This window comes from Salinivibrio sp. SS3 (assembly GCF_001722105.1).
Classification (GTDB): domain Bacteria; phylum Pseudomonadota; class Gammaproteobacteria; order Enterobacterales; family Vibrionaceae; genus Salinivibrio; species Salinivibrio kushneri.
This window is the reverse complement of the sequence record NZ_MEBQ01000044.1, coordinates 71,753-96,824: the sequence shown is the minus strand read 5'-3', so window position 1 is coordinate 96,824 and position 25,072 is coordinate 71,753. Positions and strand designations below refer to the sequence as shown.

Genomic DNA, 25,072 nt, shown 5'->3' with positions numbered 1-25,072 from the left:
AACGCAGTAAAGTTTAAGGATTAGACATGGCACTGTTACAAATTTCAGAGCCCGGTCAAAGTGCCGCGCCGCATGAGCACAAACACGCGGTCGGCATCGATTTGGGTACCACCAACACCTTGGTGGCCACGGTACGAAGCGGTACCGCAACCACCTTGAACGACGAGCAAGATCGGCCACTGATCCCTTCTGTGGTCCATTATGGTGATGATGCCATTTCCGTGGGCTATGATGCCCTCCCGTATGTGCAAACGGATAGCGCCAATACCTTGGTGTCTGTCAAACGCATGATGGGACGTTCATTAGACGATGTGCAAGCGCGTTATCCGCAACTTCCTTATCAGTTTTCACAAACCGAAAATGGCTTGCCACAAGTGGAAACCCGCCGTGGCGCGATTAATCCGGTGCAGGGCTCGTCCGATATCTTACGCACCGTGCGCGAACGTGCGGAAAAAAGTTTGGGCGACGCGCTTGAAGGTGTGGTGATCACCGTGCCCGCTTATTTTGATGACGCACAGCGTGCGGGGACCAAAGATGCGGCGAAGCTGGCGGGCCTCAACGTGCTGCGTTTGCTTAACGAGCCTACCGCTGCAGCGATTGCGTATGGTCTTGATTCAGGCCAAGAAGGGGTGATTGCGGTCTACGATTTGGGCGGCGGCACCTTTGATATCTCGATTCTACGCCTGTCTCAGGGCGTGTTTGAAGTGATGGCGACCGGTGGCGATTCCGCGTTGGGCGGTGATGATTTTGATCATCTGCTCGAGCAATGGATTTGTGAGCAAGCCGGGTTTGACACCCTCAGTGGCGATCAGCGCCGCACCGTGCTGCACGCGGCGACGCAGGCGAAAATTGCCCTTTCTTCTGCTGACAGCGCGTCCATCGATGTGCTGGGCTGGCAAGGCGAGCTGAGCCGTGAAACGTTCGATCAACTGGTTGCCCCACTTATCAAGAAAACCCTGATGTCATGTCGCCGTGCATTAAAAGATGCTGGTGTCAGTGCTGATGAGGTGTTGGAAGTGGTGATGGTAGGTGGCTCGACTCGAGTGCCCGCTGTACGTGAACAGGTTGGCTCGTTTTTCGGTCGTGAACCTTTGACCAGCATCGATCCCGATAAAGTGGTGGCCGTTGGTGCCGCGACGCAAGCCGATATTTTGGTGGGTAATAAGCCAGACTCTGACATGTTGTTGTTGGATGTGATCCCGCTTTCTCTTGGTATTGAAACCATGGGCGGTTTGGTGGAGAAAATTATCCCACGCAACACCACCATTCCTGTGGCAAAAGCCCAAGAATTCACCACGTTTAAAGACGGCCAAACCGGCATGAAAGTGCATGTGGTACAAGGCGAGCGTGAAATGGTGGACGATTGTCGCTCACTGGCACAATTTAGTCTCAAAGGCATCCCACCAATGACGGCGGGGGCGGCCCATGTTCGCGTCACCTATCAAGTAGATGCTGATGGTTTGTTGTCCGTCACGGCGATGGAAAAGTCCACCGAAGTGGAAGCGTCTATCCAAGTGAAGCCTTCTTATGGTTTGAGTGATGATGAGATTGCCACCATGATCAAATCGTCATTCACCCACGCGGAAGAAGATAAAGACGCCCGCTATTTGGCGGAGCAGCGTGTGGAAGCCGATCGTGTGATCGAAGGTTTGCTGGTTGCCATGCAGCAAGACGGGGATAACCTGCTCAATGCTGATGAGCAGCAAGCGTTGGTGAAAGAAATAGAAGCTTTGATTGCCTTGCGTAATGGCGATGATAGCGCCGCCATTGAAGCTGGGATCAAAGCATTAGACAAAGCCAGCCAGACTTTTGCGGCACGCCGCATGGATCAATCGATTCGCAATGCGTTGGCCGGCCAATCCATTGATGAGGTGTAATCATGCCTAAGATTATTGTTCTGCCGCACCACGAGCTATGCCCAGAAGGTGCGGAACTGGAAGGGAAAGAAGGGGAAACTGTCCTCGATGTGGCGTTGAAAAATGGCATTGGCATTGAGCACGCGTGTGAAAAGTCTTGCGCGTGTACCACCTGCCATGTGGTGATCCGTGAGGGGTTTGACTCCTTGGATGAAAGCGATGAGCTTGAAGATGACATGCTCGATAAAGCATGGGGGCTTGAGCCGGAGTCACGCTTGGGTTGCCAAGCCAAAATTACCGACGAAGATCTGGTGGTAGAGATCCCGCGCTATACCTTGAATCACGCAGCCGAAAATCATTAATCTAACGCTGCAACGGACGGAGAAGCAAGATGAGCTTAAAATGGACAGACTCACTCGATATTGCTATTGAGCTTTGTGACGCCTACCCAGATGTGGATCCGACAACGGTTCGCTTTACCGATTTACATCAGTGGATCACCGAGTTGGATGATTTTGATGATGATCCTGAGCGTTCCAATGAACGCATTCTCGAGGCGATCATTATGTGCTGGATGGATGAGCGAGACTGAGGGCTAGCTCTCGTGAGTGATTGATGATGCTTGTGTTATCGTCACCGGCTCGGCACAGTACCCGTGGCCAATAAAACATACATTCAAAGCGGGCCAATAGGCTCGCTTTTTTCATATTGCTGAGGCGTCCAGGCGTTTGCCTGAGGGCTCAGTGAGACACGCTGTACAGCAAAAGCAGCGAGACAGTACAAGGAGTGCAACATGTCAGATACATTAAAGGTTATTCTGTCGCATCAACCGGCGGCGCCACAGTGGGGCGATAATGCGCTGGTCTCTTTTGACACCGACAAAGCGGTGATCCATGCCTCCAACGATGCCAATCAGCGAGACAAGGTACAACAAGCGGCGCGCAAGCTTGAAGGGCAAGGCGTCCCGGCTCTGACCTTGACCGGGGAGCATTGGGATCTTGAATTAGTGTGGGCATTTTACCAAGGGCTTCGCGGGCCCAAGAATAAGGTCGCCTTTACGCAGACCGTGTTGAACGAGGACGATACGCAAGAGTTCGAGCTTCGACAAACCGTAGGTGACTGGGTGCGCGATATCATCAACCAAACCGCAGAAGAAGTCGGCCCGCATCAGCTGGTGGCACGTGCAGGGGAATTTGTGAAATCCATGGCACCCGATCAGGTCACTTATAAAATCATTTCCGGTACCGACCTGTTAGAAAAAGGCTGGAATGGCATTTATACCGTCGGTCGTGGCTCCGCGCGCAAGCCAACCATGTTACAACTTGACTATAACCCGACCGGGGATCCGGACGCGCCTGTGTATGCGTGTTTGGTGGGTAAAGGGATCACCTTTGATTCTGGCGGCTACAGCATTAAAGGCTCTGACTTTATGACCACCATGAAAGCAGACATGGGCGGTTCAGCGACGGCGACCGGAGCACTGGCAATGGCAATTGCCAAAGGGTTGAATAAGCGCGTTAAATTGATACTTTGCTGTGCCGAGAACATGATCTCAAGCAGCGCTTACAAACTGGGCGATATCATTACTTACAAAAATGGTGTGACGGTTGAAGTGCTCAATACCGATGCGGAAGGACGCTTGGTGCTCGCTGATGGCTTGATGTATGCCAGCGAGCAAAAACCTGAACTGCTGATTGATTGCGCCACGCTCACCGGATCGGCAAAAGCGGCACTGGGTAACGATTACCACGCCCTGTTTAGTTTTGATGATGAGCTCGCCCATCGCACGCTTGATGCGGCGCAAAAAGAAGGCGAGGGCATGTGGCCATTGCCACTGGCGGAGTTCCACCGTCAGCTACTTCCTTCTTCGTTTGCCGATATCGCCAATGCGTCAATGGGGGCGTATATGCCGGGTGCGAGCACCGCAGCAGCATTCCTTTCCTATTTTGTAGAAGACTACCAAAAAGGATGGATGCACGTTGATTGCTCGGGCACCTATCGTAAAGCGGCCAACGACAAATGGGCCGTTGGGGCGACTGGCATGGGCGTGAAAACCTTGGCGCGTGTATTGCTCGACCAAGCGAAATAAACCTTCGACACGTCGGGTGAAAGGTTAACAAAATTTTGTGTGAGTTAACGCTTCACCCGATTGGTCATAGGGACAGAGGACGAAATTTGCTAGGGTAGGCGCGTTGTTGCCCCTAGCGGGCGAGATTCAGACATTGAAAGGACAAGCGAATGACCATTGAACGCACTTTTTCTATCGTTAAACCTGATGCCGTAGAGCGTAATTTAATTGGCACGCTTTATCAGCGTATCGAAAGTGCAGGTTTGCGTATCGTGGCGGCGAAAATGCTCCATCTTAGCAAAGAGCAGGCAGAAGGATTTTATGCCGAACATCAAGGGAAGCCTTTCTTTGAGTCCCTGGTTGGGTTCATGACATCAGGCCCCATCATGGTGCAAGTACTCGAAGGCGAGCACGCGATCAGCCGCTACCGTGAATTGATGGGAAAAACCAACCCAGAAGAAGCAGCTTGCGGCACCTTGCGTGCTGACTATGCGGAAAGCATGCAATACAACTCGGTGCATGGTTCTGATAGCCCAGCGTCGGCAGAGCGCGAGATTGCGTACTTTTTCACTGCGGATGAAATTCATCCTCGCTGCTAAATCAAGCACCTGCTATTTAATCTTCCAAAAGAGGCATTAGCCTCTTTTTTTCTGCCTATCGATATCAGACGACCACATTGAATAACCCCGCGGTTAGAGAGTGGAAACTGTGATCTAAAGCCTGTACAATTTCGCGCCTTAAGCGCGTCCCGAGGTGATATATTGGCTATGATCAAGGTCAGGTATCGGCACGCGTGAGGCGATGATTCAGTCTTACCACCTAGCTAGTTCTTACGAGGCAACCCCCAATGACGACAGAGAAAGTTAATCTGCTTGATTTTGACAGGCAAGGATTGCGTGCCTACTTCGCTGATGAGCTCGGCGAAAAAGCCTTCCGTGCTGACCAAGTCATGAAGTGGATGTATCACTTTGGTTGCGACGACTTCGATGAAATGAACAACATCAACAAGAAGTTGCGTGAGAAGCTCAAGCGGGTGGCAGAAATTAAAGCCCCAGCAGTCAGTGAAGCGCATTACTCTCAAGATGGCACCATCAAATGGGCAATGCGTGTGGGTGGTCAAGACGTGGAAACCGTGTATATCCCCGAAGATGACCGCGCGACCCTGTGTGTCTCCTCTCAGGTAGGCTGTGCGCTTGATTGCAAGTTCTGCTCAACCGGAGCGCAAGGTTTTAACCGCAACTTGCGTGTGTCTGAGATCATCGGACAGGTATGGCGTGCGTCAAAAGAGATTGGCGTTGAGAAAGAGACGGGTCGTCGTCCGATCACCAACGTGGTGATGATGGGCATGGGAGAGCCGCTGCTCAACATGAAAAACCTGCTCCCTTCACTGAATTTGATGCTCGACGACAATGCGTATGGCTTATCTAAGCGCCGAGTCACCGTGTCGACATCTGGCGTGGTCTCTGGCTTGGAGCAAATGATTGGTAAAATCGATGTCGCGCTGGCGATCTCACTGCATGCGCCGAACGACGAGCTGCGTAGCCAAATTATGCCGATTAACGATCGTTGGGATATTGAGGCCTTTTTAGATGCGGTACACCGTTATATTGAAACCTCAAATGCTAACCGCGGCCGTGTGACGGTAGAATATATTTTGCTCGATCATGTCAATGACTACATGGAGCATGCGCGCCAACTCGCAGAGCTATTAAAAGACACCCCAGCGAAGATTAACCTGATCCCATTTAACCCGTATCCTGGATCGCCATTCAACAAGCCGAGCAATTCTCGTATTGATAGGTTTATGAAAACCTTAATGGAATACGACTTTACGGTGACGGTACGTAAAACACGGGGCGATGACATTGACGCAGCATGTGGCCAACTTGCCGGTGACATTGTCGACCGAACCAAGCGTGCCGAGAAGCGACTGGGCGCACAGGAGGTGATCCCTGTTCGACCCGTCTAACTGAGAGGGTGAAAAGGGGATGGCATGACAAAAACGGTGTGGGTATTGGGCGTGCTAATGGCGTTGGCTGGATGTTCATCGTCAGGTTCGCCGCACAGCGAGACGAAATTTGATAAGATTCAAGCCGCAGAGGCGCGCATTGCACTGGGATTAGGCTATCTAAACAGTGATCGCTATCAACAAGCGCAGCAAAACTTGCAGCAAGCGCGCCAATATGCGCCTAACTACTATCGCACCTCGCTGTCGATGGCGTATTATCAACAACGTGTCGGTGAAAACGACAAAGCGGATCGCTTATATCAACAAGCGTTAGCGCAAGCGTCTGAAAAAGGTGATGTGTATAACAATTACGGTGTTTTCTTGTGCGAACAACAGCGATTTGCCGCGGCGAATGACGCATTTTTGCAAGCAGTCGTACAACCGTATTATCATCGTGTGTCAGACAGTTATGAAAACGCGGCGTTTTGTCAGCTAAAAGCTGGCCACGTAGAACGCGCAAAAGCCTTGTTTAGCAAAGCGGTTGATCACGACCCGCTGAATGTCCGTGCTGGTTTACAACTTGCCAAATTAGAAATAGATACCGGGCAAGTGGCAGAGGCCGTCGCACGTATCAAGCGGCTCCACCAACGTGTTGGTGTTCAGCCTGCCGGACTGTTATTGCTAGTGAAAGCGTATCAGCAACAAGGCTACACGGAGCGAGCTGCCCATGACGCTCAGCGATTGGCGCAACGGTTTCCAGAATCCAAAGAATATCAATTGTACCTAGCGAATGAATACTGAACAGACGGAAGAACAAGCGCAATCTGATACCCAACCTGCGCCCGGGGAAGTATTAAAGCAAGCGCGAGAGAAAATGGGCTGGAGTGTTCGAGATGTGGCTGACCGACTTCGGTTGCGGGTCAGCGTCATTGAGGATCTTGAACAAAACAATCCGGACATGGATCAATTGGCCACGTTTACACGTGGCTATTTGCGATCCTATGCCAAGCTGATGCAAATCGACGCGGATCAGCTTTTAGGTAATAGCAATATGGAAGCAAGCAGTACGGCCACCGTACAAAAAATGCAAAGCTTCTCGCGCAAAACACGGCGGCAAAAAAGTGAAAGCCGCCTGATGTGGTTGTCTTGGGTGATCATCGCTATTGCGGTCGGGATCACGGGGGTGTGGTATTGGCAGAACCAGCAGGCCATGACGTCTGTGCCGACACAGCTGGATAGCCAGCAAGCGGATGAACTTGTCACTACGCCATCAGAGCAAGATAGCGCGATGGTTGCCGCAGAGGCACCGGCGATGGCCGAGCCTGCGATGACAGATTCGACGGCCTCACAAGGGGCGGAGTTACAAGAAACTGACACACGAGATACCGCGAACGAGCCGGTATCTAATCAGGAGAATCGCTCAGGGTCGACGGAGCCAGAATCAGCTTCGGCGGTTGAGCCGGGGCAAACTAACGAGGCGATGACGCAAACTGAACCTGAGGCACAACCAACGGCAGCGTCTGAGGATGAAGCCCCCGCCAGTACGGTCAATAATCGTCTAGTGATGACCTTTAGTGGTGATTGCTGGATAGATGTGCGAGATGCCAATGGCGAACGACTGGCAACCGGGATAAAATCTGAGGGTGAGCAAGTGACCTTAACGGGTGACATCCCGTATCAATTGGTATTGGGTGCTCCCAGCGTGGTGAAAATCACCTTTAATGGCGACAACATTGATCTTGATGGCTTCCCAACCGGTCAAGTGGCTCGGTTGCGCCTTCCGCAGTAATCAGAGAACGTCGATATGCACAACGAAACTCCCATTAAACGCCGTCCCTCAACGCGCATCAACGTCGGCAATGTGCCGATTGGTGATGGCGCGCCGATTGCCGTGCAATCTATGACCAATACGCGAACCACAGATGTGGCCGCTACTGTGGCGCAAATCAAAGCGCTAGAAGGGGTGGGGGCAGATATCGTTCGGGTATCGGTACCCACCATGGACGCGGCGGAAGCGTTTAAAGAGATTAAAGCGCAAACCTCGATCCCTTTGGTCGCAGACATCCACTTTGATTATCGCATTGCATTAAAAGTGGCGGAGTATGGTGTCGACTGTTTGCGTATCAACCCAGGGAATATTGGTAAAGAAGAGCGCATTCGGGCGGTGGTGGATGCCGCACGTGACAAAAATATTCCAATCCGGATTGGTGTCAATGGCGGCTCATTGGAGCGCGATCTGCAAGAAAAGTACGGAGAGCCAACCTCTGATGCTTTGGTCGAGTCGGCCATGCGTCATGTCGATATCCTTGACCGTCTTAACTTTGACCAATTTAAAGTCAGTGTGAAAGCGTCAGATGTCTTCCTAGCGGTTGAGTCTTATCGCAAACTCGCGCAGCAAATCGATCAGCCCCTTCACCTTGGTATCACCGAGGCCGGTGGCGCGCGTGCTGGTGCGGTTAAGTCATCCGTTGGTTTGGGGATGCTATTGGCGGAAGGTATTGGTGATACCTTGCGTGTATCACTCGCTGCCGATCCGGTCGAAGAAATCAAAGTTGGTTTCGATATTCTTAAATCACTGCGTATCCGCTCTCGCGGTGTGAACTTTATTGCCTGTCCGAGTTGTTCACGTCAAGAGTTTGATGTGATTGGTACGGTTAATGCGCTCGAGCAGCGCGTGGAAGACATACTGACCCCAATGGATGTCTCTGTGATTGGTTGTGTGGTCAATGGCCCGGGTGAAGCCGAAGCGTCTCACCTCGGCTTGGCAGGGGGTAACAAGCGCAGTGCTTATTACCTCGATGGTAAACGCCAAAAAGAGCGCTTTAATAACGACAACTTGGTGGATGAGCTGGAGGCCAAAATCCGCGCCAAAGCGGCGATGATGGATGAACGCAACCGCATCAAGGTGTCTCAAATCGATCAAGAAGGCTAAGCCGTTAGGCGGCCTTCTCCCCTTTTATATCATTTCGGTAACGGAAGTTAACGTGGCTAAAACAATTCAAGCAATTCGAGGCATGAATGACTGCCTCCCGTCTCAATCTCCTTTATGGCAAAAGCTCGAATCTACCATTAAAAACGTAGTGAGCGCTTACGGCTATAGTGAAGTTCGCATGCCTATTGTGGAAGCGACGCATTTGTTTAGCCGTGCCATTGGTGAAGTGACAGACGTTGTCGAAAAAGAAATGTATACCTTCGATGACCGCAATGGTGACAGTCTCACTTTGCGCCCTGAAGGGACAGCGGGCTGCGTCCGAGCCGGGATTGAAAATGGCCTGCTGTACAACCAAGAGCATCGTCTTTGGTACATCGGACCAATGTTCCGTCATGAGCGTCCGCAAAAAGGCCGTTATCGCCAGTTCCACCAGTTTGGCGTGGAAGTGTTTGGCCTAAATGGCCCAGACGTGGACGCGGAACTTATCATGATGACCGCACGTATGTGGCGGGAGCTAGGGATTGCAGAGCATGTGCGATTAGAGCTCAACTCGATTGGTTCTCCACAAGCACGTGCGAATTATCGTCAAGCGCTGGTGGACTTTTTGATGCAACACGAATCTGTGTTGGATGAAGACAGCAAGCGCCGCATGCAGACCAACCCATTGCGCGTGCTGGACACCAAAAACGCAGACATCCAAGCCATTCTAGTGGATGCGCCTCAGCTCGGTGACTACCTGGATGACGAATCAAAACAGCATTTTGCGCGCTTGTGTGAACTCTTGGACGCGGCAGGTATCGAATACCAAGTAAACCATCGTTTGGTACGTGGTCTCGACTACTACAACCGGACCGTGTTTGAGTGGATCACTGATAGCTTGGGTGCGCAAGGCACAGTGTGCGGTGGTGGCCGTTATGACGGCTTGGTTGAGCAACTCGGCGGCAAGGCAACCCCTGCTGTTGGGTTTGCAATGGGCTTAGAGCGTCTGGTTCTAATGCTGGAAAACCTTAACCAAGATGATGTCCGCCCGGCCGTGGATGTGTATATGGTCACAGCCGGCGAAGGTGCCATGGCTGTGGGGATGAAACTGGCGGAGCGCCTACGCGAGCAGGTGCCAGGGCTACGCGTGATGTCGCACTTCGGCGGTGGTAGCTTTAAAAAACAGTTTAAGCGCGCGGACAAAGTCGGCGCTTCTGTGGCGCTGGTGTTGGGCGAAGATGAAGTCGCCAACGGCACAGTGGCGTTAAAAGATTTGAAAGGCGGCGAGCAACAAACACTGAATCAGGATGAGATCGCCGCGTCACTAAAAGCATTGATTTAAGAGGACAGAACGTGGACGTCTACACCACAGAAGAGCAGCAGGTTGAAGCCATTAAAAAGTGGTGGCGAGACAATGGTAAGGCCGTTGTAATCGGTGCCGTTGTCGGTTTGGGTGCGTTATATGGTTGGCGTTATTTCCAGTCACAGCAACTGGCGAACCAAGCGCAAGCCTCGCAGCAATATGAACAGGTGCTAAGTGGCATTGAAAGCGGTGATACCGTGTCACTGAGCGAGCTAGAAGGCCATGAAGGTTATCGTGCCTTGGCGGCATTACAGCTGGCGCAAAAGCATGTTATGCAAGGAGAGCTGGACAGTGCCCAGGCGCAACTCAAAAAAGCGCAGCAAGCCGTGAAAGATGACGCCCTGTATGGACTCGTCACCACACGACTGGCGCGCGTTGAGGCAGAGTTGGAAAATTATTCAGCCGCATTGAACGAACTCGACAAAGTGACCGCCGAAAGTTGGACGGCGAAAGTGGCAGAGATCCGTGGTGACGTCTTGCTTCGTCAGGGCGACAAGCAGGCAGCGCGAGACGCGTATGCAGCGTCATTGGCGGCGGCGGAAAGCCCAACCGTTAACATGAAGCTTGATAATCTGAGTCAATAAGGTCGTGGTATGAAAAAACGATTATGGCGTATGGCTGCAATGGCCACGACCATGGCGATACTGGCAGGCTGTGCCGGTGAAGAAGATGTGGTGCAAATGGCGCCACTGCCTTCAGTGACTAATGAGATTTCATCAACCCAGCATTGGCAGGCACAAGTGGGTGACGGGGTCGGCCAATACTATTCCGCGCTCCAGCCTACCGTGGCGTATGACAAAGTGTTTGCGGCGGACCGCCAAGGTTTAGTCGCCGCCTTTGATTTAGAAAGCGGTGACGCTGTCTGGCAACAGTCGGTACAAACCGAGACACCGGCGTTGCTTTCTGGCGGCTTGAGCGCCTCATACGGCAAAGTGTATGTGGGTGGCGAAACCGGTCAAGTTTACGCACTGGATGCCGAAACTGGTGAGCGGGTTTGGCAACAGAACGTGAATGGTGAAGTACTGGCCAAGCCTTTGGTGGAAGCTGGATTGGTGATCGTTAATACCAGCCGTGGTGAGTTAGTGGCACTGGATGCAGAATCGGGCGAGCCACAGTGGAATAACGCTAATGATGTGCCGAACTTGAGCCTACGCGGTGAAAGTGCGCCAGTGACTATTTCCGGCGGGGTATTCTGGGGGATGGCCAATGGACGCCTAGGCGCGGCCATGATCGAAACCGGCCGCTCAATTTGGCAGATCCCTATCTCGACCCCAAAAGGGGCGACCGAGATTGACCGCTTAGTGGATGTGGATGCGACCCCGGTAATCGATGGCGACCGTTTGTATGCAGTAGGCTATAATGGCCAATTAGTCTCTATTGATTTGCGCTCCGGGAAAGCGGCGTGGAAGCGGGATTTCTCCTCTGCTAAAGACTTCCTAGTCGCAGGCAATAGTATTTATCTTATTGATGATAAAGATAATGTCGTTGCGTTAGATGCGCGTAACGGCCTAGAAAAGTGGCGCAATACACAGTTAGCGTACCGTATCTTAACGGCACCCGCGGCAAGCGGCGGCTATCTGGTGGTCGGCGACAGCCAAGGCTACTTGCACTGGCTTGACCCGCAAACGGGTGACTTTGTCGCGCAACAATCTCTAGAAGGGAAGGGGATTGCAGTTGCACCGGTGCAAACCGATGATGGCTATATTGTGATCACCCGTGATGGTCAACTGAGAAAGCTGAGTATCGAGTAAGCGAAGCCATCCAGTTCTATATTTAGGCTCCTGGCTGCCAAGACAGTCGGGAGCCTTGTTTATTAATAAAGCGAATGAAAAGAAGAGGTCTACATGATTCCTGTTATAGCCCTAGTGGGGCGCCCGAATGTGGGAAAATCGACGCTCTTTAACCGTCTTACCCGCACACGCGATGCATTAGTAGCGGATTTTCCGGGACTGACCAGGGATCGAAAATACGGCAAGGCATTGCTAGATGATCACGAATTTATCGTGATTGACACCGGCGGCATTGACGGCACCGAAGAAGGTGTAGAAACCAAGATGGCAGAGCAGTCGCTGGCGGCGATTGAAGAAGCCGATGTCGTACTGTTTATGGTCGATGGTCGAGCCGGTCTGACCCCCGCGGATCAGGATATTGCTCAACATATTCGTACCCGTGAAAAAACTACCTTCTTGGTGGTGAACAAAGTGGATGGTATTGATCCAGACACGGCGACGGCTGATTTTTGGCAGTTAGGCATGGATAACATGTTCCAGATCGCTGCCGCGCATGGCCGAGGTGTTAGCGGCCTGATTAATCGTGCGTTGACGCCTTTGGTGGAGCAAGTGTCAGCTGACGAGGACGATGCGCAAGCAGGCGTGATCGATTTGACCGAGGAAGCCGATACGCTCGACAGTGATGATGACGCGGTAAAAACCGAAGAGCAGGCGGAAAGCGAGTATGAATACTTACAATCGCTACCGATTAAAATTGGGATTATTGGCCGCCCCAATGTGGGTAAATCAACCCTGACTAACCGCATGCTCGGTGAAGAGCGCGTGGTGGTTTATGACATGCCTGGCACTACCCGTGACTCGATTTACATTCCCATGGAGCGTGATGGTCGCGAATACGTGATGATTGATACTGCCGGGGTGCGACGTCGTAAACGGGTGACCGACAAGGTAGAAAAATTCTCGGTGATCCAAACCCTCAAGGCGATTGAAGATGCCAACGTGGTGTTATTGGTCATCGACGCACGCGAGAATATCTCGGACCAAGACTTAAGCTTGCTTGGTTTTGCACTGAATGCTGGGCGCTCGATTGTTTTGGCGGTCAACAAGTGGGATGGTTTGGACAGTGAAGTGAAAGAGCGTGTGAAGTCAGAGCTTGATCGCCGCTTAGGGTTTGTCGACTTTGCCCGTGTGCATTTCATTTCTGCGTTGCACGGCACTGGGGTCGGTCACTTGTTTGAGTCGATTCAAGAGGCGTATCAGTCAGCGACAAAACGTGTTGGAACCGCGATGCTCACCCGCATTTTGAAAATGGCGCAAGATGACCATCAACCACCGATGATCCGTGGACGTCGGGTGAAGCTCAAATATGCGCACGCAGGCGGCTACAACCCACCGATTGTGGTGGTTCATGGTAACTTGGTCAAAGAGCTACCAGATTCTTATAAGCGGTATTTGATGAATTACTATCGGCGAACCCTGGATATTATGGGCACGCCAATAAAGATCCAATTCCAAAACAGCGAAAACCCCTATGAGGGGAAAAAAGAAAAGCTGACATTATCTCAATCCCGTCAGCGTAAACGCGTAATGGATATGGTGAAAAACCGCAATAAGAAGTGATAGAAAGCCCAGCAGCGATGCTGGGCTTTTTTGATCGTGACATGGCGAGTCCGATCTCTGTTAGGATCCGTAACCGAATAAAAGTGATCTAGGTCACGTTAATGGGCGCGATTATCTGTTGTCTTAGATCCTAGTCCATTGCGCTGCCGCTCAGGTTTTGAGCGGTGGTAAAATCGACCCCCCTTTCTATATCACACTTTTGTATTATTCTGGATCTAGGCTTTATAAAAACATAATTTAGATTTTTATCCTTTTATAAATCCAAATGCAGAACATGTAACTTATGCTTTCGGGAAGTGTATTGATAAATATTCTTTTCAGGGTAGGAAGCTGATCAGGGGGAATAAACCCCCAGATCGCGCGATCGCTTACTGATCGGTCAGATGTGTGTTGTGCAGAGTTTAATCAGAAGATTGATGCGGGTGTCGTTGTTGCACCACGCTAGTGACATCACCGTTACTGAGTTGGGTGTGTAAGGTATCACCTTCTTTTAGCTGGTTGATGTTAGTGACGATGTGTCCATCACTATCACGACTAATTGAGTAGCCGCGAGAAAGGGTGGCAAGTGGGCTGACCGCATCTAAGGTGGCAACCAAGGTGCCAAGTCGCTGTTGCGCATGTGACAGGTGTGAGTCCATCGCGTGGGAAAGGCGTTGATGGTATTGCGCCAATTGAGCCTGATGCTGCTGAATACGGCGGTCAGGCGTCATGCGCTGCAAGCGACTATCCAGCGCAGTAAGCTGATTGCTATACCGTGAAAACTGCTTAGTGAGTGCCTGGTGCATACGTCGTTGCAGCTCATCAATATGCTGACTTTGCTGTTGCAAACGCCGACGAGGGTGCTGATGCGACAAACGGTGTTCGTGCTGCGTCAGTGCCCGTTGTTGGCGATGAAGAAGGGTGCCGATCGCGTTTTTGAGCGCTTGCTCGCGCTGCTGATATTGTTGTAAACGATAGCTGAGGTCACGGCTCACTAATTCCGCGGCGGCTGATGGCGTTGGCGCGCGCACGTCGGCAACAAAGTCGGCAATGGTGACATCCACTTCATGGCCCACGGCGCTGACGATGGGGATCTGACTGGCGGCGATGGTACGGGCGACAATCTCTTCATTAAAGCACCATAAATCCTCGAGTGAGCCGCCGCCACGGCCAACAATCAGCACATCACACTCGTTGCGCGTATTCGCGCGTCCTATGGCTTGGGCAATAGAAACCGCTGCCTCTTGTCCTTGTACCAGCGTGGGGTAGATAACCACGGGCAGGCTCGGATCGCGCCGTTTCAACACATTTAGAATATCGTGCAAGGCAGCGCCCGTTTTGGAGGTGATTATACCAACGCGTTTGGGTTGGTCGGGCAAGGCCTGTTTGGCGCTTTGTGCGAATAAGCCTTCAGCGGCTAACGCTTGTTTGCGTTGCTCAAACGCCTGTTGCAGTCGTCCATCGCCTTCGGGCTGCATGCTTTCTAAAATCAGTTGATAGTCGCCGCGAGGCTCGTACATAGACACGCGTGCACGTACCAATACCTGATCGCCGTTTTTAGGTTTGAACATCACGCGGCGATTATTACCACGGAACATCGCACATTTGACTTGGCTTTGGTTATCTTTCAACGACAAATACCAGTGACCCGATGTCGCGGCGGTAAAATTAGAGATTTCCCCCGTGAGCCAGACGATACCGATGTTTTTCTCCAAGCAAAGACGCACTTCGGCATTTAAGCGAGAGACGGAAAGAATATTTCGGTTGTTAGCGGTCACGATCTCGGTCCCTTTCAATAAGCTTGTCAGCATACTACCTGTCGCATTCCGGTATGCCAAATAGACCTAGAGCAATCGGTTGCGAAAAAGTCCCGCGGATATCTGTTGATAAATCAACCGACTAAATCTGAGTTGCCCAACAAACGGACATTCTTAGTAAAAATCGATAGCCAAACGTTTGCGCTGCACGTATAATGCTGCGGCAATATTTTGTTCCCCTTCACAAATTTTGGTGTGAGATATTGCAATGCTGAGAATCGCGAAAGAAGCGCTAACCTTTGACGATGTACTCCTCGTCCCTGCCCACTCAAATGTTCTTCCTAACCATGCCGATCTGCGTACAAAACTGACACGCTCGATCAGCTTAAACATACCTGTGCTATCCGCCGCGATGGACACGGTGACCGAAGCCCGTTTGGCAATTGCCTTGGCGCAAGAAGGTGGTCTTGGCTTTATCCATAAAAACATGACCATCGAGCAACAGGCTGAACAAGTACGCTTGGTCAAAATCTATGAAGCAGGCATGGTCACCAATCCAGTGACTGTGACCCCTGAAATGACCATTGCTGATGTGAAGGCGCTGACTGAGCGTAACGGCTTTGCCGGTTACCCTGTTGTCAATGCACAAAAAGAGCTGGTGGGCATCATCACTGGCCGTGACGTGCGTTTTGTCTCTGACTTAAGCAAGCGCGTCGAAGACGTGATGACACCAAAATCTCGCCTTGCCACTGTGCAAGAAGGCGCGGAGCGTGAGCAGGTACAGCAGCTCATGCAACAACACCGCGTCGAGAAGGTTTTGGTGGTCAACTCAAGCCATCATCTCACCGGTATGATCACCGCTAAAGACTTCCAAAAAGCGGAAAGCAAGCCTAATGCCTGTAAAGACGAACAAGGTCGCTTACGTGTTGGCGGTGCGGTCGGGGCCGGTGCGGGCAATGAAGAACGTATTGCCGCCTTGGTTGAAGCCGGCGTGGATGTGCTGCTGATTGACTCATCACACGGCCACTCTGAAGGGGTGTTGCAACGTATCCGTGAAGCACGTGCCGCGTACCCGAACCTGCAGATTGTGGGCGGCAACGTCGCCACCGCTGAAGGGGCGCGCGCCTTGATTGAAGCCGGTGTGGATGCCGTTAAGGTTGGCATTGGCCCAGGCTCGATTTGTACCACGCGTATCGTTACCGGTGTGGGTGTCCCGCAGATCACGGCGATCAGTGATGCAGCCGCTGTAGCGCAAGAATACGGCATTCCCGTGATTGCCGATGGCGGTATCCGCTTCTCAGGGGATTTGTGTAAAGCGATTGCAGCGGGCGCGTCGTGCGTGATGGTGGGCTCAATGCTCGCTGGTACCGAAGAGTCTCCAGGGGAAGTCGAACTTTACCAAGGCCGTGCATATAAATCATATCGCGGTATGGGCTCGGTGGGCGCGATGTCAAAAGGCTCGTCTGACCGTTACTTCCAAAGCGACAACGCCGCAGACAAGCTGGTACCTGAAGGGATTGAAGGGCGTGTCGATTACAAAGGCATGATGAAAGAGATCATTCATCAGCAAATGGGTGGCCTGCGCTCCAGCATGGGTCTCACCGGCTCTGCCACCATTGAAGAGATGCGTACCCAAGCGCAGTTTGTTCGCGTCACTGGCGCGGGCATGAAAGAGTCACACGCGCATGATGTCACCATTACTAAAGAAGCGCCGAACTACCGTCTCGGCTAAAGACATCACCACCGCGATGCATTTGAGAGGGGAGCGCGGCTCCCCTTTGTTCCACTTAATTGAGAAAGCCAGATAATGACCCAGAACATTCATGCTCAACGTATTTTGATCCTTGATTTTGGCTCCCAGTACACCCAACTGATTGCGCGCCGTGTCCGTGAAATCGGTGTGTATTGTGAGCTTTGGAGCTGGGATGTCGATGAGCAAGACATTCGTGATTTTGCGCCCAACGGCATCATCCTATCCGGTGGCCCAGAGAGCGTGGCAGAGGAGAACTCTCCACGAGCGCCGCAATATGTCTTTAACGCTGGCGTGCCAGTGTTGGGGGTTTGTTATGGCATGCAGACCATGGCTGAGCAGCTTGGTGGTAAGGTGGCCGGCTCTGATCACCGTGAATTTGGCTACGCGCAAGTAAAACGCGTTGGACAAAGCGCGTTGTTTGATGGCATTGAAGATGCCATCGCCGATGACGGTCACGCGCTCCTCGATGTATGGATGAGCCATGGTGATAAAGTGGTCGCCATTCCAGAAGATTTTGTCAAAGTGGCCGAGACGGACACTTGCCCCTTCGCGGCCATGGCCAATGAAGACAAGCGTTTTTATGGTGTGCAATTCCACCCAGAAGTGACCCATACTCGCCAAGGCCAACGCATGTTGGAGCAGTTTGTGATGCAAATCTGCCAATGCGAGCGCTTGTGGACGCCAGCCACCATTATTGACGATGCGATTGAGCGTATTCGCGAGCAAGTAGGGGATGATGAAGTGATCCTTGGCTTGTCTGGCGGCGTCGATTCTTCCGTGGTCGCCATGCTGGTTCACCGTGCAATTGGCGATAAGCTCACCTGTGTCTTCGTCGATAATGGTCTGCTACGCCTTAACGAAGGTGAGCAAGTACTGGAAATGTTCGGTGACCACTTTGGTTTGAATATTATTCATGTTAACGCTGAAGACCGGTTCCTCGATGCCCTTAAAGGCGAAGCGGATCCGGAAGCTAAGCGGAAAATCATTGGCCGCGTGTTTGTCGAAGTATTCGATGAGCAAGCGAGCAAAATGAAAAATGCCAAGTGGCTGGCACAAGGCACCATCTACCCGGATGTGATTGAGTCAGCAGCCTCGAAAACCGGTAAAGCCCATGTGATCAAATCACACCACAACGTCGGTGGTTTACCGGAAGAAATGGAAATGGGTCTGGTTGAGCCACTCAAAGAGTTGTTCAAAGATGAAGTGCGTAAAATTGGCCTTGAGCTAGGTTTACCGTACCACATGCTTTATCGCCACCCCTTTCCAGGGCCAGGCCTCGGCGTGCGCGTGCTAGGCGAGATTCAAAAAGAATATTGCGATCTGCTTCGTCGTGCCGATGCGATCTTTATCGAAGAGCTGCGCAACGCCGATCTTTACGAGAAAGTCTCGCAAGCCTTCGCCGTATTCCTGCCAGTTCGCTCGGTGGGTGTGATGGGCGATGGCCGTAAATACGACTGGATCATTGCCTTGCGTGCCGTCGAAACCATCGACTTTATGACTGCGCACTGGGCACACCTGCCATACGATTTCCTTGGCAAGGTATCAAACCGCATCATCAACGAAGTCGACGGCATCTCCCGCGTGGTTTACGACGTCTCCGGCAAACCGCCTGCGACGATTGAGTGGGAGTAGGACTCGCGATATAGCGAATTAAGCTTTGCAAACTACGAACAATGCCAGTCAGTTTTCTGACTGGCATTTTTTTATGGAGATAATGACTGCTGGTTTTCAGAAATCAGCGTATCCAGAAAATCGACAACAGCTCTAACTCTGCGTGAGTGTGCTAAATCTGAGTGAATAGCCAACCAAATAGGCTGATCACACCCCACATCTCCTTGCATACAAACCAAGTTTTTTTTCTTGGAGGTAAAATGAGGGAGTATAGCCATCCCAACCCCTGCTTCTACAGCGCTCATTTGTGCCGATAGACTGGTTGTAGTTAAGCGGCAAGGCTTTCCTCTTAACATTTTTGTTAGCCATTGTGCCGCTGGCAAATTTTGCTGCATTTCAGACCAACCGATGAAATCATCATGTTCGAAAGATAGGCTAGTGGTGTCTGAGCTCTTTCTATTGTTTACGTAGTTTGGTGATGCGTAAAGCCCAAAACCAAGTGTACCTAGTCGACGGATACTCACATTACCCCGTTCCGGTCTTACCATGCGCAAGGCAATATCAGCATCGCGTCGGTGCAGGTTAACTGTGGATACGCCCGTGACTATCTCAACGGTTAAATTGGGATGGGCAGCAATAAGTTTTGGCATGGCTGGAATAATCAGATGATCGGCCAATCCTTGTGCTGTGGCTAGGCGTACATGACCCATAACTTCATCACTATTACGATGCGTAGCATCTCCAAAAGCAAAGCCAGCTTGCTCTAGGGCTTCTGCCGGTGAAATCAAATCTCTGCCTTCATCGGTTAATGTATAGCCCTGTTGATCACGCATAAATAACCGAACCTGTAGAGCCAACTCCAAACGTTCTAAACGTCGAGAAGTGGTGGCAATCCCCAAATTCAATCGTTTTGCTGCGCGGCTTAATGTGCCTTCTCTAGCGATGGCGAGAAATATCCTGGCATCATCCCAATTCAAAGAAGAGGGAGGTATTCTATTTTCCATTTTCGGAAACCTGATTGCGTTTTTTATGCATATAAATCCTCACTTTCGGAAATCATACTGAATATCTCAACGTAAACCAAGGGATATCAATCATGAAGAAACGTGTATTAGGTCAAAGTCTTGAAGTCTCCGAGATAGGGTTAGGCTGTATGGGCATGAGTGAATTCTATGGGCCTATAAATGACGCCGAATCCAAGTCGGTACTCCATAAAGCCATTGATCTTGGCTGCACTTTTTTAGATACCGCAGATACTTATGGCCATTATCATAACGAGCAGCTACTTGGGGAGTTTTTGAAAGAAAGCCGCGCTGACATTAAAGTTGCGACTAAGTATGGAATTGTACGTCGTCCTGGGGAGTACCAACGAGTCATTGATAATAGTCCAGATTATATACGCCGTGCTTGCGAGGGGTCGCTAAGCCGCTTAGGCGTTGAATGCATCGACTTATACTATATCCATCGATTAGATCCTAATGTGCCCATAGAAACAACCATTTTTACGCTGTCTAAATTGGTCAAAGAGGGGAAAATTGCAAATATTGGTCTGTCTGAGGTCAGCGCAAGCACACTGAGACGAGCCCATGCTGTTCACCCAATTACTGCCTTACAGACCGAATATTCACTTTGGACCCGTGATGTGGAGCAAGATGTTTTGCCAACATGTAGAGAGTTGGGTATTGGTTTTGTGCCTTATTCCCCACTAGGGCGTGGTTTTTTGACAGGGAATATTACGCCTAATAGTGATTTCACACCTGAAGATGCAAGACAATCATTACCGAGGTTCACTCCTGATAATCTAAGAGCGAATCGTCCGCTAACAGAGGTGGTTGCTAGCATGGCCAGTCGTAAGTCATGCTCGTCGGCACAAATTGCATTGGCATGGTTATTAGCGCAGGGGTCTGACATCGTACCTATTCCAGGTACTAAGAAACTGAAGCATTTGGTTGATAATTTTGGGGCTTCTGATGTCGCATTAACGGCCGCGGATTTGGCTCGTATTGAATCAGCAGTGCGAGAATTTCAGCCCTCAGGGGAGCGTTATACAACTGAAGGTATGAAAGGAGTGAACGCTTGAGCCCGTTAAACCACAAAAATTGGCGCAGCTGGGTTGCTGTTTTTATGCTTGGTATTGCGTCATTTACGGTTGTTGCTACTGAGTTAGCACCAATAGGTATGTTGTCTTCGATTGCACAAGATATGCAGCAGAGTGCTAGCTCTACAGGGTTAGTTGTTACTTTGTATGCATGGCTTGGTGCCGCTGCCGCTTTAATTTCAGTCATGATGATTAGTCATTTAACCCGTCGACCATTGTTAGTCGGACTGATGCTATTGTTGGGGCTGTCCAATGGCGTGGCAGCTGTCAGTCATAGTTTTAGCGTATTGTTAGCTGCCAGGCTTGTCGGTGCTCTTGCTCATGGTGCTTTCTGGGCAATGATTGGCACTTTGGGCGCACAGCTGGTCTCAGAAAGTAGCGTGGGGAAAGCCACCGCCATTATTTTCGGGGGTGTTTCAACCGCGAGTGTTTTAGGTGTCCCACTTATTAATTGGATAAGCGCTGATGCTGGCTGGCGATTATCATTTTCACTTTTAGGAATATTATCTGTTGTTACGGCATTAACTCTGGCTCTAAGCCTTCCGCATGTATCAGGTACACCGCGTTTGGGAAGGGGGCAACTCTTCTCTGTGTTTCGAAATCCGAAGTTGAGAATCGTATACCTCATTGCGGCTTGTGGTATCATTTCACACTTTGCTGCATTCACTTATGTTGAGGTGCTACTTTCTTCAGTGATCGCCCTGCCAAACAGTTGGATCTCTATCTGTCTGTTGACTTTTGGTATTGCTGGCATAGTCGGCAACTTCATGTGCGGAATGTATATAGACAACCACTTAAAGAGAGTCCTTAGCACAGGGCTTCTACTTATTTCGTTGTGTTTGATGTTAATTAGCCTTCCGACTGTTAACAGCAAAATCATGACATTGCTGCTCGTATCCGGATGGGGCATAGGTGTTGCGATACTATTCGTTGGTCTTCAAACATGGATCATCCGATTAGCCAAAGACGATGCATTACCAGCTTCAGCTATTTATGCTGCTATTTTCAATGGTGCTGTTGGTACGGGAGCCATATTAGGAGCAGGAATTTTAGACCATTGGAATATTAGTACGCTTTATTTATCTGCTTCATTAATTACGCTGCTAAGTCTTGCTTTGGTGGTTGCTAGTCGTAAAGAAGATACGGAACAAGCTACGATTGTATAAGTTTGGAATATTATGAAATACGTCGACAATCAGCAAAAAATCAAAAAAATTCTGCGCATGGCATAGATGATGGTATTGATAAAATCAATGTTTCTAACTAGCTGTTATATAGGTTTATTTTATTCTCATTGATATTCGAGTGGGAGTAGGACTAGCCGTAAACAACTAATAATCCTTTAGTCAATAAATGAAATGCCAGTCAGTATTACTGACTGGCATTTTTTGTCGCACAATACCATAACGTTTATTACTCAAGTAACGCTGTTACTCGTATCTAACTCAGCGATAACGTCTTTACGCAGCATTCACTGGGGGCTGAATATGTATCATCGTGGTTTTTATCTATGGCGATATGTTACACAGTCTATGTTAACCGGTGCCTGCTTCACTCAAGCTCTCCGCTTATCTTGCAGAATTTTATGTTCACGGCTATTATTTGTTCATGATTCATGAACGGTATTTGTGTGTGAACGAGAACTCGACACTACTAATGCGAGCTTTGGATAATCTGCCTTCGCATATTCAAGGGGAGTATACTTTCGCTCCAGAGCCGGATGGTGGGCCTTACACCGATGCTGAGGTGACTCTGACAGTGCACGGCCAACGATATTTGTTTGGCACTGAAATAAAGCGGATCCATCGTAAAGAGAGCCTATCAGCATTGCTAGGCGCTGCTCGCTCAGACAATCTGTTGGTGTGTAACAGACTGACGACTCATCTCGCCGATTTTTGCACCAAGAACGCGATCAATTTTATTGATGAGGCCGGTAATGCTCGCGTGAGTTTTAACGGGTTAAATCTATGGATTGAGGGCAAAAATCTCACTGAAAACCACTTTGCAATTCCACAGCCGGCAAAACCAGGCTTAGGTTTTATGAAGCTTCTGTTTGCTTTGTTGGCTCAAGAAGATGTGTTGCATCTGCCGTTTCGAACCATAGCCGAGATGGCGAATATCTCATTAGGTATGGTGAGTAAGGGGTTTAAATACCTAGAGGCTGAAAAGCTTGTCAGTATGGGGAGTACCCGTCGCATTCTAGATAAAGAGGCCCTTTATCAGATCTGGATTGAACACTATCGTACCGTACTTAGGCCAAAGCTCGGAGGGCTAAAATTAGTTGCGCCGGATGATTGGCGAGACATCCCTTTAACATCCAAGGATTGCTGGGGGGGAGAAGCCGCTGCCGATGAACTGACACGCTATTTACAGCCTTATGAGTTACAGCTATTTACCTTTGAACCATTGCAAAAAAAGCTTGCGCTGCTCAAGGCAAAGCCAGACGCTTCCGGCAGACTTTGGGTAGTGCCTGCATTCTGGGGACAGGCGCTGGATATCAATATCAATGCCAAGGCATTGCTGGCTGTTGCTGAGCTGCTTGCAAGCAGAGATAGCCGAAACAAGGAGGTTGCCGAACGCATCAATGAGCAATATCTACAGCTTAAAACACTCCCTGAACCCCGAGTTTGAGCCTGTACTGACACTGATCACCCGCACAACTCAACAAACTGGAGTGCCATTTTTCGTTGCTGGGGCTACGGCAAGAGATCTCGTTTTGTATCATGTGTTTGGCCGTGATCCCGGCCGTCAGACTCGGGATATTGATACCGGCATTTTGATACCGGATTGGGACGCGTTCGCCAGTGTAAAGCAGGCTTTGCTGGATGCCGGATTAAGCGCGACCAATAAAGCGCATCGGCTTAAAGATCCTGACAGTGGTTTGCCAATTGATATTATTCCCTTTGGTGACATCGCCGATGACGTAGGTGAAATACAATGGCCACCGGAACATGCTGTCACCATGACGGTAGCTGGGTTTCATGAAGCTTACGATGCCGCCTTATTAGTAGAGTTAGGGCAAGGCGATACCATCAAAGTTGCGTCTTTGGCTGGGCTGACTTTGCTAAAACTGATTGCCTGGCAGGAGCGGCGAAGCGAGAGTAGCAAAGACGCATCTGACTTTCTAACCATTCTTCTTGAGTATCAGCATATTCAGGCGGATCGTTTGTGGGAGCCTTATATCCCGGCAGAGCACTTAGAATATGATACCGAGAGACAAGGGGCCTTCTTGCTAGGATACGATTTGAAAATGATCTTATCTGAGCCTGCTACCAACCCTGAGACCATCACCCGGATTACCGTATTGGCGGCGGATACGGATGGATTGGTCAGGGCTCAGTTCAGAAGTCAGAACCTTTGTAGTTATGAGAGGGTAGAGCAGCTGCAAAATGACTTTTGGGCAGGGCTAGAGTTGTAAGAACAGTTTCAAAAAACAAAGTCCGCGTAATGGCGGACTTTTCTATTGGTATTCGCGGATGACAGCGTCTTGGCTCAGTCCTTATAACTGTCCGAATTTACCTGCTTGCAGATCGTTGAACGCTTGCAAAATCTCTTGCTTGGTATTCATCACAAAAGGGCCATGACCGACGATGGGATCGGTGATGGGCTCGCCACTGAGTAGCAAAATTACGCTATCTTGTGAGGCGTGCAATGCGACCTCGCGGCCTTGACGGCTAAGCAGTGCCATATCGGCGTCGCCAATTGGGTCGGAGCCGTTGATACTGACATTGCCCTCCAGTACTACCACCGCGGTGGTCCAGTCTTGGGGAAGCGTAAGCTGCGTTTTCCCGTCAGCGTTTAGCCGTATATCCCAAACCTGCATAGGGCTGAAGGTTTTGGCCGGCCCCTGATGACCGTCAAACTCACCGGCAATGACCCGTAATGTGCCCGCCTTATCGGCTAGGGTAACCTCGGGGATATCGGCTTTTTGAATGCCTTGATAACTTGGATCGGTCATTTTGTCTTTTTTGGGGAGGTTAACCCACAGCTGTACCATTTGCAGCTCGCCGCCAGTGTGGCTGAACGCACTGGAATGAAACTCCTCATGCATAATGCCGCTGCCTGCAGTCATCCACTGCACATCCCCGGGACCAATCACGCCGCCTTTACCAGTGGAGTCACGATGCTCTACTTCGCCTTGATACACAATGGTCACGGTTTCAAAGCCGCGATGGGGATGCTCACCCACGCCTCGCTTCACGCCATCGGCAGGAAAGTGCATTGGACCGGCATAGTCCAGCAGTAAAAAGGGACTCATCTCCGCCGCTTGATGGTGATAGGAAAATAGCGAACGGGCTGGGAAACCATTGCCTACCCAGTGTGCTGCTGGGGCTTTAGTAATACGCGAAATGGATTTCATGGTGCTCTCCTACCATTG

General features: G+C 50.5%; 22 protein-coding genes. 19 read left to right on the top strand and 3 right to left on the bottom strand.

Annotated elements, in window-relative coordinates:
• Window positions 1–26 precede the first annotated feature (26 nt).
• The 13 genes from hscA to der all read left to right on the top strand — a co-directional run bounded on the left by hscA (window position 27) and on the right by der (window position 13,496).
• Window positions 27–1,877 carry a Fe-S protein assembly chaperone HscA gene (gene hscA / locus BGL48_RS14090; protein WP_069363252.1) on the top strand — a complete coding sequence of 617 codons (1,851 nt, stop codon included), beginning with the start codon at window positions 27–29 and terminating at the stop codon, window positions 1,875–1,877.
• Window positions 1,878–1,879: 2 nt separating this feature from the next.
• Entirely contained in the window at window positions 1,880–2,218 is a 339-nt protein-coding gene (fdx, locus tag BGL48_RS14085; RefSeq protein ID WP_069363251.1) for an ISC system 2Fe-2S type ferredoxin, read from the top strand.
• A gap of 29 nt (window positions 2,219–2,247) precedes the next feature.
• Window positions 2,248–2,448, top strand: a complete 201-nt coding sequence (gene iscX, locus BGL48_RS14080) for a Fe-S cluster assembly protein IscX (protein WP_046075004.1) — start codon at window positions 2,248–2,250, stop codon at window positions 2,446–2,448.
• A gap of 201 nt (window positions 2,449–2,649) precedes the next feature.
• Window positions 2,650–3,945: an aminopeptidase PepB gene (gene pepB, locus BGL48_RS14075; protein ID WP_069363250.1), complete on the top strand. Its 1,296-nt coding sequence runs from the start codon at window positions 2,650–2,652 to the stop codon at window positions 3,943–3,945.
• Between the two features lie 149 nt (window positions 3,946–4,094).
• On the top strand, window positions 4,095–4,523 hold the full coding sequence (gene ndk, locus BGL48_RS14070) for a nucleoside-diphosphate kinase (protein ID WP_069363249.1): 429 nt from the start codon (window positions 4,095–4,097) through the stop codon (window positions 4,521–4,523).
• Window positions 4,524–4,771: 248 nt separating this feature from the next.
• Window positions 4,772–5,893, top strand: coding sequence for a bifunctional tRNA (adenosine(37)-C2)-methyltransferase TrmG/ribosomal RNA large subunit methyltransferase RlmN (locus BGL48_RS14065; protein ID WP_069363248.1), 1,122 nt, complete (start codon window positions 4,772–4,774; stop codon window positions 5,891–5,893).
• Window positions 5,894–5,917: 24 nt separating this feature from the next.
• Window positions 5,918–6,673: a type IV pilus biogenesis/stability protein PilW gene (gene pilW, locus BGL48_RS14060; RefSeq protein WP_069363247.1), complete on the top strand. Its 756-nt coding sequence runs from the start codon at window positions 5,918–5,920 to the stop codon at window positions 6,671–6,673.
• Window positions 6,663–7,661 (top strand): cytoskeleton protein RodZ, encoded by a 999-nt coding sequence (gene rodZ, locus BGL48_RS14055; protein WP_069363246.1) that lies wholly within the window; start codon window positions 6,663–6,665, stop codon window positions 7,659–7,661. Before pilW ends, rodZ begins: the two co-directional genes overlap by 11 nt.
• A gap of 15 nt (window positions 7,662–7,676) precedes the next feature.
• Window positions 7,677–8,804 carry a flavodoxin-dependent (E)-4-hydroxy-3-methylbut-2-enyl-diphosphate synthase gene (gene ispG, locus BGL48_RS14050; RefSeq protein WP_069363245.1) on the top strand — a complete coding sequence of 376 codons (1,128 nt, stop codon included), beginning with the start codon at window positions 7,677–7,679 and terminating at the stop codon, window positions 8,802–8,804.
• Between the two features lie 52 nt (window positions 8,805–8,856).
• Window positions 8,857–10,125 carry a histidine--tRNA ligase gene (gene hisS, locus BGL48_RS14045; protein WP_069363244.1) on the top strand — a complete coding sequence of 423 codons (1,269 nt, stop codon included), beginning with the start codon at window positions 8,857–8,859 and terminating at the stop codon, window positions 10,123–10,125.
• 11 nt (window positions 10,126–10,136) lie between these two features.
• Entirely contained in the window at window positions 10,137–10,730 is a 594-nt protein-coding gene (locus BGL48_RS14040) for a YfgM family protein (protein WP_069363243.1), read from the top strand.
• Window positions 10,731–10,739: 9 nt separating this feature from the next.
• Window positions 10,740–11,897 (top strand): outer membrane protein assembly factor BamB, encoded by a 1,158-nt coding sequence (gene bamB, locus BGL48_RS14035; protein ID WP_069363242.1) that lies wholly within the window; start codon window positions 10,740–10,742, stop codon window positions 11,895–11,897.
• A 93-nt stretch (window positions 11,898–11,990) separates the two neighbouring features.
• Window positions 11,991–13,496: a ribosome biogenesis GTPase Der gene (gene der / locus BGL48_RS14030; protein WP_069363241.1), complete on the top strand. Its 1,506-nt coding sequence runs from the start codon at window positions 11,991–11,993 to the stop codon at window positions 13,494–13,496.
• Between the two features lie 401 nt (window positions 13,497–13,897).
• Here the strand turns inward: der and xseA are convergent, their stop codons facing one another.
• Complete coding sequence (gene xseA, locus BGL48_RS14025; protein ID WP_141698103.1) at window positions 13,898–15,286, bottom strand: exodeoxyribonuclease VII large subunit; 1,389 nt, start codon at window positions 15,284–15,286, stop codon at window positions 13,898–13,900.
• A gap of 214 nt (window positions 15,287–15,500) precedes the next feature.
• Here xseA and guaB point away from each other — a divergent pair, with 214 nt between their 5' ends.
• Both guaB and guaA read left to right on the top strand, forming a co-directional pair.
• The gene (guaB, locus tag BGL48_RS14020; protein ID WP_069363240.1) at window positions 15,501–16,964 is read left to right on the top strand and encodes an IMP dehydrogenase; all 1,464 of its coding nucleotides are present in this window, start codon (window positions 15,501–15,503) and stop codon (window positions 16,962–16,964) included.
• Between the two features lie 75 nt (window positions 16,965–17,039).
• Entirely contained in the window at window positions 17,040–18,617 is a 1,578-nt protein-coding gene (guaA, locus tag BGL48_RS14015; RefSeq protein WP_069363239.1) for a glutamine-hydrolyzing GMP synthase, read from the top strand.
• A gap of 71 nt (window positions 18,618–18,688) precedes the next feature.
• On the opposite strand, the gene BGL48_RS14010 is transcribed toward guaA, so the two are convergent.
• Window positions 18,689–19,600 (bottom strand): LysR family transcriptional regulator, encoded by a 912-nt coding sequence (locus tag BGL48_RS14010; RefSeq protein WP_176719674.1) that lies wholly within the window; start codon window positions 19,598–19,600, stop codon window positions 18,689–18,691.
• A gap of 92 nt (window positions 19,601–19,692) precedes the next feature.
• Here BGL48_RS14010 and BGL48_RS14005 point away from each other — a divergent pair, with 92 nt between their 5' ends.
• From BGL48_RS14005 to BGL48_RS13990, 4 genes are all read left to right on the top strand, one after another.
• On the top strand, window positions 19,693–20,676 hold the full coding sequence (locus BGL48_RS14005; RefSeq protein WP_069363238.1) for an aldo/keto reductase: 984 nt from the start codon (window positions 19,693–19,695) through the stop codon (window positions 20,674–20,676).
• Window positions 20,673–21,860, top strand: coding sequence for an MFS transporter (locus BGL48_RS14000; protein ID WP_069363237.1), 1,188 nt, complete (start codon window positions 20,673–20,675; stop codon window positions 21,858–21,860). The genes BGL48_RS14005 and BGL48_RS14000 overlap by 4 nt, the downstream gene beginning before the upstream one ends.
• A gap of 376 nt (window positions 21,861–22,236) precedes the next feature.
• A complete protein-coding gene (locus BGL48_RS13995; RefSeq protein ID WP_218089816.1) occupies window positions 22,237–23,325 on the top strand; it encodes a type IV toxin-antitoxin system AbiEi family antitoxin in 1,089 nt (362 codons plus the stop codon).
• Complete coding sequence (locus BGL48_RS13990; protein ID WP_069363236.1) at window positions 23,279–24,112, top strand: nucleotidyl transferase AbiEii/AbiGii toxin family protein; 834 nt, start codon at window positions 23,279–23,281, stop codon at window positions 24,110–24,112. Before BGL48_RS13995 ends, BGL48_RS13990 begins: the two co-directional genes overlap by 47 nt.
• Before the next feature lie 81 nt (window positions 24,113–24,193).
• On the opposite strand, the gene BGL48_RS13985 is transcribed toward BGL48_RS13990, so the two are convergent.
• Window positions 24,194–25,054 (bottom strand): pirin family protein, encoded by an 861-nt coding sequence (locus BGL48_RS13985; RefSeq protein ID WP_069363235.1) that lies wholly within the window; start codon window positions 25,052–25,054, stop codon window positions 24,194–24,196.
• Between the last annotated feature and the right edge of the window lie 18 nt (window positions 25,055–25,072).

Coding starts and splice junctions, on each gene's coding strand:
- pilW (WP_069363247.1), top strand. CDS start 5,918: ATGACAAAAACGGTGTGGGTATTGGGCGTGCTAATGGCGTTGGCTGGA.
- ispG (WP_069363245.1), top strand. CDS start 7,677: ATGCACAACGAAACTCCCATTAAACGCCGTCCCTCAACGCGCATCAAC.
- xseA (WP_141698103.1), bottom strand. CDS start 15,286: ATGCTGACAAGCTTATTGAAAGGGACCGAGATCGTGACCGCTAACAAC.
- der (WP_069363241.1), top strand. CDS start 11,991: ATGATTCCTGTTATAGCCCTAGTGGGGCGCCCGAATGTGGGAAAATCG.
- guaA (WP_069363239.1), top strand. CDS start 17,040: ATGACCCAGAACATTCATGCTCAACGTATTTTGATCCTTGATTTTGGC.
- rodZ (WP_069363246.1), top strand. CDS start 6,663: ATGAATACTGAACAGACGGAAGAACAAGCGCAATCTGATACCCAACCT.
- hscA (WP_069363252.1), top strand. CDS start 27: ATGGCACTGTTACAAATTTCAGAGCCCGGTCAAAGTGCCGCGCCGCAT.
- pepB (WP_069363250.1), top strand. CDS start 2,650: ATGTCAGATACATTAAAGGTTATTCTGTCGCATCAACCGGCGGCGCCA.
- BGL48_RS13990 (WP_069363236.1), top strand. CDS start 23,279: ATGAGCAATATCTACAGCTTAAAACACTCCCTGAACCCCGAGTTTGAG.
- iscX (WP_046075004.1), top strand. CDS start 2,248: ATGAGCTTAAAATGGACAGACTCACTCGATATTGCTATTGAGCTTTGT.
- BGL48_RS14010 (WP_176719674.1), bottom strand. CDS start 19,600: ATGGAAAATAGAATACCTCCCTCTTCTTTGAATTGGGATGATGCCAGG.
- BGL48_RS14005 (WP_069363238.1), top strand. CDS start 19,693: ATGAAGAAACGTGTATTAGGTCAAAGTCTTGAAGTCTCCGAGATAGGG.
- BGL48_RS14065 (WP_069363248.1), top strand. CDS start 4,772: ATGACGACAGAGAAAGTTAATCTGCTTGATTTTGACAGGCAAGGATTG.
- fdx (WP_069363251.1), top strand. CDS start 1,880: ATGCCTAAGATTATTGTTCTGCCGCACCACGAGCTATGCCCAGAAGGT.
- BGL48_RS13985 (WP_069363235.1), bottom strand. CDS start 25,054: ATGAAATCCATTTCGCGTATTACTAAAGCCCCAGCAGCACACTGGGTA.
- bamB (WP_069363242.1), top strand. CDS start 10,740: ATGAAAAAACGATTATGGCGTATGGCTGCAATGGCCACGACCATGGCG.
- ndk (WP_069363249.1), top strand. CDS start 4,095: ATGACCATTGAACGCACTTTTTCTATCGTTAAACCTGATGCCGTAGAG.
- guaB (WP_069363240.1), top strand. CDS start 15,501: ATGCTGAGAATCGCGAAAGAAGCGCTAACCTTTGACGATGTACTCCTC.